Raw genomic sequence first — 13,419 nt, forward strand, 5'->3', positions numbered from 1 at the left:
ATTTTCAATTTGATTGGTCAGAATGTGCCGGCAAACTTGATTTTTGCCGTCCTTGCCCCACCTAATCGCCTAGTTATAGGAGCAAATCTGTGCGGACCCGATTGGCCGAAGATGGAAGTTGGATGCGACAGGCCGCCCAATTTGATTGGCGTGCCGAAGCGTTCATTTCCCAATTCCAATTCTCAAAACATCGCCACGATCGCTATGCAATCGGCGTTACCATGCGTGGTGTGCAACAGTTTGATTATCGGGGTGAAACCCGTAATTCGCTGCCCGGGCAGGTGGTTGTTCTTCACCCCGACGAAATGCATGACGGGCGCGCCGGGACCGAGGGTGGCTTTGCCTATAGAGCTCTTTATTTGGAACCCGAACTGGTGCGACAATATGCAGGGCAAAGTGGATTGCCGTTCATCGACGGTGGAATTTCCACCCATGCCGGGCTGAGTCACGCGGTTCAAAATCTATTGGATGATTTGGACGCACAGCCGTCAGGTTTGGAACTTGATGGATATTTGTCTGACCTTGCGATCGCGCTTTATGACGCGTCCACAACACCTGTTGGCACTCAGCGTTGCGACCGGCACCGTTTGGCGAAAGCGGCGCGTTATTTGCGAAAACATTATAGACAGGATGTGAGTTTGGACGAGCTGGCGATGGTTGCAGGCATGAACCGTTGGCAATTATGCAAAGAATTTCGCCAGTACTTTGGCACAAGTCCACATCGCTATTTGATTATGCGTCGGCTAGATGTTGCAGGTGGCTTGTTGAGCGCCGGGTATTCTAGTGCATCTATTGCGCATTTGGTTGGTTTTGCAGATCAAAGCCACTTTATTCGGCACTTTAAGCACGCTTTTGGCGTAACACCGTCAATATGGATGCAGCTTTCAGGTTGCAAGAACGTTCTATAACTTGGGCGTAAGGCGAATTAACTCATCTTCAGTGGTAAAAATTGAAGGTGGAAAACATGATTGGTGAAAATTTAGACCCTCGGTTACGCGCCGTGCTGGAACTGTTTGGGTTTGTGGCACTGGCGTTTGTAACAAAGCTCATTCTTGACCCGTTTATCTGGAAATTCTCAGGGCCGGTTTCGCTTCTTGTGGCGATATGCGCTCTAACCCTTTATCTTCGAAATAGGGGCGAAACATGGGGCCAACTTGGATTTGGTAAGTTTACAAAAACCCGTTCCTGGCTGTTGTTGGTGCCGCAAGCGTTGTTGGCCTTCATCGGAATTATGGGGATTAGCGTATTACTTTTCTACATAGGTGAAACATTTCAGATCAGTTTCCTAACCGAAGCACCGTCAGGTGTTGAAGACCGTTGGGGAGATGTAGAAGGAAACTTGCCGATATTTTTGATGTGGTTGGCCATTGTTTGGACAAGCGCGGCATTTGGCGAAGAAATGCTATTTCGCGCCTTTTTGATTGATCGTGCATTGAAGATATTTGCCAATGTGCGCTTCGGGAATTTCTTGGCGATTTTGGTGCCTGCCCTCATTTTTGGCGTTGCACACATGTATTATCAGGGCCTACGCGGGTTGATCAGCACGGGCTTAATTGGACTTTGGTTTGGCGCATTGTTCTTGGGCTACAAGCGCAATATTTGGCCGCTTGTTCTAGGGCACGGTTTGATCGATACGTTAACTTTCACAGCGATCTATCTCGACCTCGATATATAGCGAAGCTCACGTCCATTTGAGCGCAAAAGGGCGTCATACTTATATGTCGCCCTTCACATCATGTCTTTATGTGATAATCTCCGGGCAAAACATTCTCGGAGTTCTCGTTTTTCAATATGAATAAAGCAGTATTTGGTGCAACGGCTGAAAAAGCCGCTGGAGCGGAATTTGGCAATTTGCCTGAATGGGACCTTGATGATCTTTATCCAGGACCGGAAAGCAAAGAGCTTAAAGCCGATATAGAATTTTGCGAACAAGAGGCAAAAAGCTTTGCCGCTGACTATAAAGGCAATCTTGAAGAGTTGACTAAAAATGGCGGCCTGATCGATACGATCAACCGCTATGAAGCACTTTCAGATAAAATGGGTCGCATCGGCTCATTCGCCTATTTGCAGTATGCGCAAAATACGTCTGATCCTGATCGTTCAAAATTTATGGGCGATATGAATGAGAAACTGACAAGTTTTTCTACGCCGATGTTGTTCTTCTCCCTTGAGTTGAACCGGATCGATGATGCAATTCTTGCTGCGGCATTTGAAAAAGACGCAGCGCTTGCCCGCTACAAACCTTGGTTTGACGAGTTGCGCAAGGCCAAGCCTTATCAACTCGAAGATCGCGTGGAAGAATTGTTTCATGACAAGTCGGTTACGGGACGTTCTGCTTGGAACCGTTTGTTTGATGAAACAATGGCTAGCCTGAAATTTGACGTTGATGGTGAGGAGTTGGCGCTTGAGCCAACTTTGACCAAAATGACCGACAAAGACGGCACTGTTCGCGAAGCGGCGTTTAAAGGCCTTGTTGGTACTTTAGGCGAAAACCATCGTCTGTTTACCCACATCACCAATGTGCTGGCCAAAGATAAAGAGATATCTGATCGCTGGCGTGGGTACGAAGATGTGGCGGATAGCCGACATATGGCGAACTCGGTCGAACGAGAAGTTGTGGACGCGCTTGAAAGTGCTGTACGCGAAGCCTATCCAAAGCTTTCTCACCGCTATTACGCGATGAAAGCGAAGTGGTTCGGCATGGAAAAGCTGAATGCTTGGGATCGCAATGCCCCATTGCCTAACGATGATGACCGTTTGTTCAATTGGGATGAAGCCACCAATATGGTGATGTCAGCCTATGCTGATTTTTCACCCGAATTGGCCGATGTGGCTAAACCGTTTTTCGGTTCTGGTTGGATCGATGCGCCGGTGCGCGAAGGCAAATCCCCTGGTGCGTTTGCACACCCGACGGTGCCAAGTGCTCACCCTTATTTGATGCTCAACTATATGGGCAAGGCGCGTGACGTGATGACTTTGGCACACGAGTTGGGCCATGGTGTTCACCAAGTGTTGGCAGCGGATCAAGGCCCATTGATGGCATCGACGCCACTTACGCTGGCTGAAACGGCAAGTGTGTTTGGTGAAATGCTGACCTTTAGGTCTTTGCTTGAGGCGACAACAGACAAGAAGGCGCGTTTTGCCCTATTGTCCGGTAAAGTCGAAGACATGCTCAATACCGTTGTTCGCCAGATCTCATTCTATACGTTTGAGCGCAAGGTGCACACCGCACGCCGAAATGGCGAGTTGCGGTCTGAAGAGCTTAATCAAATGTGGTTGGACGTAAGCAAAGAGAGCCTGGGTCCATCTGTTGTTTTGAACGAGGGGTATGAGAGCTTTTGGTCTTACGTGCCGCATTTCATCCACGCACCGTTCTATGTTTACGCATATGCGTTCGGTGATTGCCTTGTTAATTCACTTTATGCGCAATATCAAAAATCGGAAGACGGATTTGCACAACGCTATCTTGACTTGTTGCGCGCTGGCGGGTCCAAACATCATTCAGAATTGTTGGCACCATTTGGTTTGGACGCCAAAGACCCGAATTTCTGGTCGCTTGGACTTTCAATGATCGAAGGTCTAATTGACGAGTTGGAAGAAATGGACGCCTGATCGGCGTTTGAAATTGATTTGTTAAACGGAGAAATAAATGGCTACCGAAGCTGAAAAGCTCTTTGAAGAGCAAACGAAGACATATAACGGCGTTATGAACGTTCTGAAATACTCAACCGTCGCCATCGTTGTGGTGCTTGTTTTGATGTATTTCTTCCTCGTAGCCTAACAGCTAACGAGCATTGTCGTGCCGCAAATGTGGGGGCGGCGCATTTTTGTTAATGCGTTTGGGCTTGAGTGAAAGCCCAGGGAGTAAGGCATGAAAATAGCGATAACACGCGAAACTGCCGCCAACGAAGCCCGTGTGGCGGCAACACCGGAAACGGTAAAAAAATATATCGGGCTCGGCGCTAAAGTTAGCGTCGAAAAAGGAGCCGGCGAAGGCTCCAAAATACCGGATGCAGAATATAAGGCAGCAGGGGCGACAATCTCTGCTACTGCATCTGCAACCATCAAGGGCGCAAATGTTGTGTTGACGGTTCGTCGACCAACTGCCAAAGCGCTTACCGGTGCCGCCAAAGGCGCGTTGGTTATTGGCCAAATGGACCCTTTCGGCAACGAAAAAGACATCGCCGTCCTCGCAAAAGCTGGGTTCGGTGTCTTTTCTATGGAATTTATGCCGCGGATTACCCGGGCGCAGGTGATGGACGTATTGTCCTCACAGGCCAACCTTGCTGGTTATCAAGCGGTGATTGAAGCTTCGGTGGCGTTTGACCGTGCTTTCCCAATGATGATGACAGCCGCGGGTACGGTTCGTCCGGCCAAAGCGTTTGTTATGGGCGCTGGTGTTGCTGGTCTTCAGGCCATTGCGACTGCAAAACGATTGGGTGCCGTTGTTTCAGCAACCGACGTGCGGCCAGCGGCGAAAGAACAAGTTGAATCTTTGGGCGGCAAGTTTGTTGCGGTTGAAGATGAAGAGTTCAAGCAAGCTGAGACCTCAGGCGGTTACGCTAAGGAAATGAGTAAAGAATATCAGGCCAAGCAAGCTGAGCTTGTGGCCGCTCATATTGCTAAGCAAGATGTGGTGATTACCACAGCACTTATTCCAGGCCGTCCAGCGCCGCGTTTGATCACGAAGAAGATGGTCGAATCCATGGCACCGGGCTCGGTGCTTGTTGATTTGGCTGTTGAACGTGGCGGCAACGTTGAAGGCGCAAAGGCCAACGAGATTGTTGACCATAAGGGCGTCAAAATCATTGGCTTTGAAAATATGGCTGGTCGTGTTGCCTCATCGGCATCTCAGCTCTACTCGAAAAACTTGGCCTCATTCCTTGAGACATTGATCGACAAGGAAGCAAAAACATTGGCGGTTGATCCAGAAGATGAATTGGTCGCCGCAACACAATTGACCCGTGATGGCGCAGTTGTGCATCCTGCCTTTAGTGGCGAGAAGGGAGCAAAATCATGATTGCATCATTGGATCAAATGTCTTCAGCTGCAGGTGCCGCAGCATCGGCTGCTAGTGGCGGCTCAATCGACCCGTTTGTATTTCGCTTGGCGATTTTCGTGCTTGCCATTTTTGTTGGCTATTTCGTTGTGTGGTCTGTAACCCCAGCGTTGCACACACCTTTGATGAGTGTGACCAACGCGATCTCTTCCGTGATCGTTGTGGGCGCGTTGCTCGCCGTTGGTGTGCATTTGGCGGCAGACGGAAATTGGATTTCCAAAGTCTTTGGTTTCCTCGCATTGGTTTTCGCCAGCGTCAATATTTTTGGCGGCTTCATGGTCACCCAACGCATGCTCGCCATGTATAAGAAGAAAGGGTAAGCGACATGATTTCTGCAAATATTGCTGCTGTTCTTTACCTCGTTTCTGGGGTTCTCTTCATCTTGGCGCTTCGGGGCCTTTCTTCTCCTGCAACCGCGCGTCGCGGTAATGCCTATGGTATTATCGGTATGGGCATTGCGGTGGTGACGACCCTATTGGTTGCCGCACCATCTGACATGCTTTCTTGGGCATTAATTATCGGTGGTATCGGTATTGGTGGCGTCATTGGCGGCGTCATGGCCCGTCGCATCGCGATGACCGATATGCCGCAACTTGTTGCGGCCTTCCACTCTTTGGTTGGCTTGGCTGCGGTGTTTGTGGCCGCGGCTGCGCTTTATGCGCCTGACGCGTTCGGCATCACAACCGACGGACATATCCATGCTCAAGCTCTGGTTGAAATGAGCCTTGGTGTTGCCATTGGTGCATTCACCTTTACCGGTTCTGTAATCGCTTTTGCGAAGCTCAACGGCAACATGTCTGGTAAGCCGATCATCCTACCGATGCGCCATCTGCTGCATATCGGCCTTGGTGTCTTGTTGGTCTATCTGATCTGGCAATTCACCATTACGGCTGATCCAATGCTGTTCTGGGCAATTACGGTCTTGGCGCTAGTTTTGGGTGGTCTGATGATCATTCCAATTGGTGGCGCTGATATGCCGGTTGTTGTCTCTATGCTGAATTCTTATTCAGGTTGGGCGGCTGCAGGTATCGGCTTTACGCTTGGCAATACCGCTTTGATCATCACCGGTGCGTTGGTGGGTTCTTCTGGTGCCATCCTTTCCTACATTATGTGTAAGGCAATGAACCGGTCATTTATCTCGGTGATCCTTGGTGGCTTTGGTGGCGATAGTGGCCCTGCAGCCGATGGCGAAGAAGAAACACGTCCGGTGAAGCAAGGTTCAGCGGACGATGCCGCCTTTATGATGAAAAATGCTGGTAAAGTGATCATCGTGCCGGGTTACGGTATGGCGGTTGCTCAAGCTCAGCATGCACTTCGCGAAATGTGCGATTTGCTTAAAGCTGAAGGCGTTGAAATCAAATATGCGATCCACCCCGTTGCTGGTCGTATGCCAGGCCACATGAATGTGTTGCTCGCCGAAGCCAATGTTCCTTATGACGAAGTGTTCGAACTTGAGGATATCAACTCTGAATTCTCTCAAGCCGATGTTGCTTTTGTTATCGGCGCGAACGATGTGACCAACCCATCTGCAAAAACAGATAAGGCATCGCCAATTTACGGTATGCCGGTTCTCGACGTTGAAAATGCAGGCACGGTGCTGTTCATCAAGCGGGGCATGTCAGCGGGTTATGCAGGCGTGCAGAACGAATTGTTCTTCCGCGATAACACCATGATGTTGTTTGGTGACGCCAAGAAAATGACCGAAGACATTGTGAAGGCTTTCGCCCACTGATTTGGAAAAGTTTGAACTGGAAAGGGGCGCTCTTTTGAGCGCCCCTTTTTGTTTGTTATTTTTTTGGTTCAGGCATCATCCGAGCGATCAAATTATCTTTGACGATGAACTGGTGATAGAGCGCGCCGGCGAGGTGCAGGACGAAGCTTGCGATGAACAGTTTTGCAAATAAGGCGTGCGCTTGGGCTGGTCCAACGATGGAAAGGTCAGGCCATGGGGCTGTTTGCCCAGATTGAAGAATTTCTCCTAAGCCGGACAGTGCCATCGTTCCTAAACCTGATGCGACGAGCGCGAAAGGAATGACATAAAGCGCGATATGGATGATCTTTGATCCCCATTTGACAGGCATTGACCAGTTCGGGTCTGGCGCAGGGCGGGCGTGCCGAAAAGCAAAGAATGTGCGGATGAGCAGCAAGATGCCGACCAGAATGCCCAAGGGTGCATGCAATTTGAGTATGGCAAATTTCGTCGCGTCATCGGCACTATTGTGCATAAGGGTCCCGGCGATCAATAAACCAATAATCAAAACTGCAATGGTCCAGTGAAGGATGCGGGCTGTACGCGAATATCTTTTGATCACAGGTTGTCTCATTTGGGTTCCTTTGACGATATTTCTCATTGCAATTTAGGTTCGTCGTGATAGTTTACATGTAACCTAATAAATGTTCCATGTAAACTAAAAAGAGCCAATGGCTGAAGACGAATTGACTCCACCACAAGATTCATTGGGCCGCCTGGTTTCGGCAACTGCTGCACGCGCCCAACAGATTTTGGCCCTAAAACTGGCACCCCATGATTTATCGCCACAACAGTGGGTTGTTTTAGGGGCCCTTTGGCGCAAGGATGGGGTGAGTATTGGCGAGCTTGCGCGCTATATGCATGCTGAAAAAGCGGCGGTGTCTCGTCTTATTGATCGCATGGAGAAAGCGGGATGGGTCAAAAAAAATGCGTCTCAGACAGATGCACGTTCAATTCTGGTTTATGCGACAGAAAAGGCTGATCGAAAGCGTCACCTAAAAGAACTCTACCATGAGATCAACGCGGTTTTGTTGGATGGGTTTTCTTCTGATGAGCATCAGGCATTGTTTGAGTTGTTGGATCGTGTCCACAAAATTGCCCAGCAGCATATTCGTTTGAGTGAGACCGAGTGAATCAAACCATTCGCGCAACAATTGGCATTTAGAACAGCTTGTTTCTTATGCCGAATTGAGCAAATGTAAGTGCATGGTTTAAGAGCAAGGCGTTGACCAATGGCAGGCGAAAAACAAGCAGTTGTTGTGGTTCACGGCATGGGCGAACAAAGGCCCATGGGCATGATGCGCCGAATTGTTGAGGCGCTCTGGACCACTGATGGCGATATGTTGCCACCAGGGGATCGAAACATTGGTCCAGACGGGAACAAAAGTTGGATCGTTCCCGATTGTAAAACCGGAAGTCATGATCTCCAACGCATCACGACGCCACCCGCGGCCGATGGAAAGCGCACAGACTTTTTTGAATTCTATTATGCTGATATTCTGGACGATGCGAAGCTGCGTAATCTTTGGCGTTGGCTATTGCGCATCGTTATGGTGCGACCCGAATATGTAACCAATCGAATGGTTTGGCCGTGGACCGCGCTTTGCTTTTTGATCGTTCTCATTGGACTTGTTGTATTTGGTATTGTGTTATTGGCTTTGGGCACATCCTTTCAGCTGGAATGGTGGAACCTTGATGGTGGATCAGCCCGCCTGAACGTCTGGGACGTTACGTTTGTCGGGTTCCTCAATCTTGGGCTGATGGTCTTTTTAGGCTGGTTGGTGCCAGCTTTGCGTTGGATATTGCGTTGGCCAGCATATGGGGTCATCACCGTCTTGGTCTATTACACGCTGTTTGGCATTGGCGGCGTGGAAGTGCGGTCTGTCGTTGTGGGCAGCACGTTGCTTATGGCCATCCTGACGGCGATGTTCTTTCTGCCGTATCTAGGTGATGTTGCCGGATATCTGGGGGCCCATCCAGACACTGTGAAACGCCGGCATGATGTGCGTGAGCGCGGACTACGCTTACTGCGCGACCTGCACAAAGACAAAACATATGATCGTATTGTTATTGTGGCCCACTCTTTGGGTTCGGTTGTCGCCTATGATATTTTGCATCTTTTGTGGGAGGAGTTGGGCCCCACCAATGAAAACCCGCCAAGTGACCGAGTGCGGCAAGCTCTTTATGAACACGATTTATTCGTTAAAAATCATACCAGCAAATATTGGAATGTGCTCACCGTTGAAGCCTATCAAAAGGCACAGGCAAATGTTGCCAAAGCGATCAGACTGTCTGGTCCGGTGGAGGACAGGAATGGCAAGAAATCCAAGTCCTATTGGAAAATCACAGATTTTGTTTGTTTCGGGTCGCCTTTAACGCACGCCCAGTTTTTGATGGCGCGGGGTCAAAAGAACTTTGAGAAGTTGAAAGAAGAACGTTTGTTCCCAGTCGCACCACCTCGAGCCTATAACGAGGATTTTGGTGCGCTTTATACACCAAACAAACTTGAATTCAGCGATGAATATGCCAACTTGCCGGTGCCGCGTTCAAGTGCGGAATGGGCGTTAAAAGCGCCGCAAGCCTATGCACACCATGGCGCAGTTTTCTCGTGCGTGCGGTGGACCAACATGTTTGACCAACATCATCCCTTGTTCTTTTGGCAAGGCGATGTTCTTGGCGGGCCAGTTGGAGGCTTTAATCATTTCGGTCGCGGCATTTTGGAACATAATGTGCGCATTCGATATTCAAAGCTGAGATTTGAAAATCTGCGCCTGATTACCCATACGCTATATTGGACCAATACGTTGAAAGACGGTGTTTCGGAAAATGTATTGAAATTTCGCAAGGCAGTTGGACTGCTGAAAACACCAAAATAATTTAAGGAATTTGTTTATGTCTCGATTTTTGTCAATTGTTAAATGGCTGGTCTTGCTGGCCCTTGTTTTGTACGCAGCGGTGCATGCATACTTTTATTTCTTCCAACGGTCCCTGCAATATGACGTGACGGGCAAGACACTTTCGTTGAATGAGGTTGGTCTCACAAGTGCCGAGGTGGTTCAAATTCCCACCGGCAATGGCACGTCTCTTTTAGGCTGGTATTCAGCCCCTAGAGGCGAAAATCCGACCGTGATTTATTTCCGGGGAAACACAGGCTCTTTCACACGGGAGCATGAGCGGTTTTCACAATTTGTGGCCGATGGATATGGCTTTTTGTCTTTTGATTATCGTGGCTTTCCCGGATCGCCCGGTGAGTTAAACCAAGACCATATTCTGCAAGATGGATTGGCGGCGTATGACTGGCTTGCCTCCCGTCAAAGCGAAATTCTTTTGTGGGGTCGCTCACTCGGTTCAGGCGTAGCGACATATGTTGCCTCAGAACGTGAGGCAGCGGCCTTGGTGCTTGAAACGCCTTATACAGCGACAATTGACGTGGCGAAGGAGCGCTATCCCGTATTGCTCGTGGACTTCGTAATGCTAGATAGATTTCCGTCTCGCGAATGGATCAAGGATGTTGAGGAACCCACATTCATTGGCCATGGGACTAAGGATAAAGTGATCAGTGTTGGCAATGGCGAGCGATTGTTTGCGCTTGCGCCAAACGGCAAAACCCTTTGGATCAAAGAGGGGGGTGACCATGGCAGCCTGTGGGCTGATGGCATTTGGAGTCAGGTGCAGCTATTTTACGCCGAATTTGCTCTTCAATAAGCTGTGATTTGAGCTGAGGGGGCAGTTTGCGCTAGTACTGCCCCCCACAGAAATAGGAGCATCAATTGACCGATTTACGTATCGACGTTTTCTCTGATCCCGTGTGTCCATGGTGCTTGGTTGGTATTCACCGCCTCAATCGCGCGATTGACGCTTTGCCCGACGACGTAAATGTCAGTATTTCTCACCATCCCTATTTGCTGGATGCAAATGCGGTGAAAGAAGGTGAGGAAGTGGAAGGCATGTTGCGGCGCAAATATGGCAAAGATCCTGCGCCAATGTGGGATCGCTTGGAAGAAGAGGCTAAAAAGTCTGGCTTAGAGTTGGATATGCGCAAGCAAAAAATGCGTTATCCCTCCCAAGCATCTCAAGTGTTGATCGCCGCAGCGGATGCCAAGGGCACTCAACATGAAATCGCCATGGCCATGAGCAATGCGTGTTATGTTGATGCTCGAAATATTTCAGACCCAGACGTTTTGGTCGATATCGGCACGGCCCATGGCTTTACGAAAGACGAAGTATTAGCGCTTGTGACCCGCGAAAATCTGCAAGAAGAAGTTGAGAAAGCGGCTGCCGACGCATCTGCGCAAGGCATTCAGGGCGTGCCGTTTTTCATCATGGGCGGTAAGTATGGGCTTTCTGGCGCTCAGCCAGATGAGGTGTTCAAGGAAGTTCTTGATACGGTGATTAAAGAAGCCGCTGCCTAGTCTAAATTCAATTGAACAAACAAAAACGCCGCTGAAAAATCAGCGGCGTTTTTTAATTCTTTGCGTTAAAGAGGGGCGCCTTAGCGACCACCACCTGAAACAAGACCTTCGCGCTGCATGCGCTTGCGAGCCAATTTACGGGCGCGACGCACAGCTTCTGCCTTTTGACGGGCACGCTTCTCAGAAGGCTTTTCATAGTAGTTACGCAACTTCATTTCACGAAATACACCTTCGCGTTGAAGTTTCTTTTTCAAAGCTCGAAGAGCTTGATCTACATTGTTATCGCGAACGACTACTTGCACGCGGCACACCACCTTCAAAAGAGTTAAACCAAAAATTCAATGCGCAATTGACAAAAAGCCAAAAGCGCTTCGGCCAGCAGAACCAGCCAAGCGTTGGGGGTGAATACCAAACATGGATTGGCTTGTCCAGCGTTTGGGGGCGAAAAATCGATGATTTAGAGGCAATTATGACCCGTTTTTGGGAAATACGCGATTGATGTGCCCCATTTTCCGACCCGGCCGGATTTCACCTTTGCCGTAATGGTGAACTTGCGCGTTCGATTCTGTAGTTGCCATTCCAGCAATGATTTCATCGCCAATGAGATTTTCCATCACGGCATTGCTGTGTCGTTCGGGGCTTCCCAAGTCCCACCCAGCAACCGCGCGAATGTGTTGTTCAAATTGATCAACAACACACGACGCTTCAGTCCAATGCCCAGAATTGTGAACCCGTGGTGCGATTTCATTGACAACCAATTTGATGTCGTTCTCGCCAGGAACAACAAAAAACTCCACGCCCATCACACCGACATAATCAAGTGCGATGATCAGTTGGGTTGCAATTGCTTTCGCGGCTTCACCAACATCGGTACCAATGTTACCCGGTACTGTCGACGTTTTTAGAATGTGGTTTTCATGCACGTTTTCTGCCGGATCATAAGCCGCAACATGTCCAGATTGATCACGGGCAATGATCACCGAAATCTCTTTTTCAAACGGAATAAAGCCTTCAAGGATTGCAGGCTGTTCGCCGATAACTTTAAGCGCTGTTACGAGGTCATCATTGGTTTTTAGAATAGTTTGGCCTTTGCCATCATATCCAAATCGTCTTGTCTTTAGGACAGCGGGCAGGTCAATCTTTTTTGCCGCGGCCTCCAGCTCATCTTGATTATCGATTTTGGCAAACGGTGCGACTTCAATGCCCACGGTTGAGATAAAGCGTTTTTCGACCAAACGATCTTGAGAAATTTCCAACGCTTTTGCCGAAGGAAAGAGGTTTGTTTGTGCCTGCGTGATGGCCGCTGCAGTTTCAGCAGGGACGTTTTCAAATTCATAGGTTACGCAATCAACGCTTTGTGCAAATGCAGTAAGGGCAGCCAAATCTTCGTATTTCGCAACGGTCTTGTTGGGCGTTACCGCAAAGGCGGGGCTTTGAGGGTCAGGGCAATAAATATGGGTGTTGAGGCCCAGCCGATGGGCGGCGAGGGCCATCATACGCCCCAATTGCCCACCACCCAAAATGCCAATGGTAGATCCGGTCGTCAGCTTATTCTTCATCAACTGGAAACTCTGTCACTTGGGCTGTGCGGTTTTTGCGATAGGCAATGAGTGCCTCGCGGGCGGTTTCGTCTGAAAGGGCGATAACAGCAGCGGCCAAAAGGGCCGCGTTGGTTGCGCCTGCTTTGCCGATCGCCAAGGTGCCCACGGGAATGCCAGCGGGCATCTGCACGATTGAGTAAAGGCTATCAAGACCTTTCATCGTGCGGCTTTCAACTGGTACGCCGAAAACGGGCAAATGGGTCAGTGCTGCGATCATACCCGGTAAGTGGGCGGCGCCGCCAGCGCCAGCGATGATGGTTTGAAACCCATCGTCCGCCGCAGATTTGGCAAAGTCATACATCCGGTCGGGCGTACGATGCGCAGAAACGATGCGCGCTTCATATGGAATTTCAAGTTGATCAAGGGTCTCAGCGGCATGGCGCATTGTGGCCCAGTCAGACTGAGAGCCCATGACGATGGCAATTGGCGGGTTTAAAGGCATGTTAGCCCTCTCGCATTACGTCAAAAAGGGCGTTTAGCCTACCTTGAGGCATTGGGCAAGGGGCCAGAAGTCTAATTTGGGCGAGTTGTCGGTGTAAACTGCCCAATTGGTGACATTGCATCCTCTAATTGGGCGGGTTATTGCCTTTATCATGA

The 13,419-nt window shown here is 49.5% G+C and carries 15 protein-coding genes; 11 read left to right on the forward strand and 4 right to left on the reverse strand.

Annotated elements, in window-relative coordinates; genetic code table 11:
- Positions 1 to 89 precede the first annotated feature (89 nt).
- The 7 genes from AC2D8L_RS14235 to AC2D8L_RS14265 all read left to right on the forward strand — a co-directional run bounded on the left by AC2D8L_RS14235 (position 90) and on the right by AC2D8L_RS14265 (position 6,791).
- The gene (locus tag AC2D8L_RS14235) at positions 90 to 908 is read left to right on the forward strand and encodes an AraC family transcriptional regulator (RefSeq protein WP_484686136.1); all 819 of its coding nucleotides are present in this window, start codon (positions 90 to 92) and stop codon (positions 906 to 908) included.
- Positions 909 to 964: 56 nt separating this feature from the next.
- Entirely contained in the window at positions 965 to 1,675 is a 711-nt protein-coding gene (locus tag AC2D8L_RS14240; protein WP_484686137.1) for a CPBP family intramembrane glutamic endopeptidase, read from the forward strand.
- A gap of 116 nt (positions 1,676 to 1,791) precedes the next feature.
- A complete protein-coding gene (locus AC2D8L_RS14245) occupies positions 1,792 to 3,612 on the forward strand; it encodes a M3 family oligoendopeptidase (protein ID WP_484686138.1) in 1,821 nt (606 codons plus the stop codon).
- Between the two features lie 37 nt (positions 3,613 to 3,649).
- Positions 3,650 to 3,781, forward strand: a complete 132-nt coding sequence (locus AC2D8L_RS14250; protein ID WP_484686139.1) for an aa3-type cytochrome c oxidase subunit IV — start codon at positions 3,650 to 3,652, stop codon at positions 3,779 to 3,781.
- A 90-nt stretch (positions 3,782 to 3,871) separates the two neighbouring features.
- Complete coding sequence (locus AC2D8L_RS14255) at positions 3,872 to 5,020, forward strand: Re/Si-specific NAD(P)(+) transhydrogenase subunit alpha (RefSeq protein WP_484686140.1); 1,149 nt, start codon at positions 3,872 to 3,874, stop codon at positions 5,018 to 5,020.
- Positions 5,017 to 5,379 (forward strand): proton-translocating transhydrogenase family protein, encoded by a 363-nt coding sequence (locus AC2D8L_RS14260; protein WP_484686141.1) that lies wholly within the window; start codon positions 5,017 to 5,019, stop codon positions 5,377 to 5,379. The genes AC2D8L_RS14255 and AC2D8L_RS14260 overlap by 4 nt, the downstream gene beginning before the upstream one ends.
- Before the next feature lie 8 nt (positions 5,380 to 5,387).
- Entirely contained in the window at positions 5,388 to 6,791 is a 1,404-nt protein-coding gene (locus tag AC2D8L_RS14265) for an NAD(P)(+) transhydrogenase (Re/Si-specific) subunit beta (protein ID WP_484686409.1), read from the forward strand.
- Between the two features lie 55 nt (positions 6,792 to 6,846).
- On the opposite strand, the gene AC2D8L_RS14270 is transcribed toward AC2D8L_RS14265, so the two are convergent.
- A complete protein-coding gene (locus AC2D8L_RS14270) occupies positions 6,847 to 7,383 on the reverse strand; it encodes a cytochrome b (protein WP_484686142.1) in 537 nt (178 codons plus the stop codon).
- 97 nt (positions 7,384 to 7,480) lie between these two features.
- Between AC2D8L_RS14270 and AC2D8L_RS14275 the strand changes: the two genes are divergently transcribed.
- The 4 genes from AC2D8L_RS14275 to AC2D8L_RS14290 all read left to right on the forward strand — a co-directional run bounded on the left by AC2D8L_RS14275 (position 7,481) and on the right by AC2D8L_RS14290 (position 11,221).
- Positions 7,481 to 7,942 carry a MarR family winged helix-turn-helix transcriptional regulator gene (locus AC2D8L_RS14275; RefSeq protein WP_484686143.1) on the forward strand — a complete coding sequence of 154 codons (462 nt, stop codon included), beginning with the start codon at positions 7,481 to 7,483 and terminating at the stop codon, positions 7,940 to 7,942.
- Positions 7,943 to 8,041: 99 nt separating this feature from the next.
- A complete protein-coding gene (locus tag AC2D8L_RS14280) occupies positions 8,042 to 9,685 on the forward strand; it encodes a hypothetical protein (RefSeq protein ID WP_484686144.1) in 1,644 nt (547 codons plus the stop codon).
- A gap of 16 nt (positions 9,686 to 9,701) precedes the next feature.
- Complete coding sequence (locus AC2D8L_RS14285; protein WP_484686145.1) at positions 9,702 to 10,514, forward strand: alpha/beta hydrolase; 813 nt, start codon at positions 9,702 to 9,704, stop codon at positions 10,512 to 10,514.
- Between the two features lie 65 nt (positions 10,515 to 10,579).
- On the forward strand, positions 10,580 to 11,221 hold the full coding sequence (locus tag AC2D8L_RS14290; protein WP_484686146.1) for a DsbA family oxidoreductase: 642 nt from the start codon (positions 10,580 to 10,582) through the stop codon (positions 11,219 to 11,221).
- A gap of 80 nt (positions 11,222 to 11,301) precedes the next feature.
- Here AC2D8L_RS14290 and rpsU read toward each other — a convergent pair whose 3' ends face one another.
- The 3 genes from rpsU to purE form a co-directional block, all read right to left on the reverse strand.
- On the reverse strand, positions 11,302 to 11,523 hold the full coding sequence (gene rpsU, locus AC2D8L_RS14295) for a 30S ribosomal protein S21 (RefSeq protein WP_435667191.1): 222 nt from the start codon (positions 11,521 to 11,523) through the stop codon (positions 11,302 to 11,304).
- A 165-nt stretch (positions 11,524 to 11,688) separates the two neighbouring features.
- Positions 11,689 to 12,780, reverse strand: coding sequence for a 5-(carboxyamino)imidazole ribonucleotide synthase (locus AC2D8L_RS14300; RefSeq protein ID WP_484686147.1), 1,092 nt, complete (start codon positions 12,778 to 12,780; stop codon positions 11,689 to 11,691).
- Positions 12,770 to 13,264: a 5-(carboxyamino)imidazole ribonucleotide mutase gene (gene purE / locus AC2D8L_RS14305; protein WP_484686148.1), complete on the reverse strand. Its 495-nt coding sequence runs from the start codon at positions 13,262 to 13,264 to the stop codon at positions 12,770 to 12,772. The genes AC2D8L_RS14300 and purE overlap by 11 nt, the downstream gene beginning before the upstream one ends.
- Between the last annotated feature and the right edge of the window lie 155 nt (positions 13,265 to 13,419).

The organism is Maritalea sp. YIW29, assembly GCF_057219265.1.

Excerpts from the sequence above, each read along its gene's own strand:
- purE (WP_484686148.1), bottom strand. The coding sequence starts at position 13,264 with ATGCCTTTAAACCCGCCAATTGCCATCGTCATGGGCTCTCAGTCTGAC.
- AC2D8L_RS14250 (WP_484686139.1), top strand. The coding sequence starts at position 3,650 with ATGGCTACCGAAGCTGAAAAGCTCTTTGAAGAGCAAACGAAGACATAT.
- AC2D8L_RS14255 (WP_484686140.1), top strand. The coding sequence starts at position 3,872 with ATGAAAATAGCGATAACACGCGAAACTGCCGCCAACGAAGCCCGTGTG.
- AC2D8L_RS14270 (WP_484686142.1), bottom strand. The coding sequence starts at position 7,383 with ATGAGACAACCTGTGATCAAAAGATATTCGCGTACAGCCCGCATCCTT.
- AC2D8L_RS14300 (WP_484686147.1), bottom strand. The coding sequence starts at position 12,780 with ATGAAGAATAAGCTGACGACCGGATCTACCATTGGCATTTTGGGTGGT.
- AC2D8L_RS14285 (WP_484686145.1), top strand. The coding sequence starts at position 9,702 with ATGTCTCGATTTTTGTCAATTGTTAAATGGCTGGTCTTGCTGGCCCTT.
- AC2D8L_RS14275 (WP_484686143.1), top strand. The coding sequence starts at position 7,481 with ATGGCTGAAGACGAATTGACTCCACCACAAGATTCATTGGGCCGCCTG.
- AC2D8L_RS14240 (WP_484686137.1), top strand. The coding sequence starts at position 965 with ATGATTGGTGAAAATTTAGACCCTCGGTTACGCGCCGTGCTGGAACTG.
- AC2D8L_RS14245 (WP_484686138.1), top strand. The coding sequence starts at position 1,792 with ATGAATAAAGCAGTATTTGGTGCAACGGCTGAAAAAGCCGCTGGAGCG.
- AC2D8L_RS14260 (WP_484686141.1), top strand. The coding sequence starts at position 5,017 with ATGATTGCATCATTGGATCAAATGTCTTCAGCTGCAGGTGCCGCAGCA.
- AC2D8L_RS14280 (WP_484686144.1), top strand. The coding sequence starts at position 8,042 with ATGGCAGGCGAAAAACAAGCAGTTGTTGTGGTTCACGGCATGGGCGAA.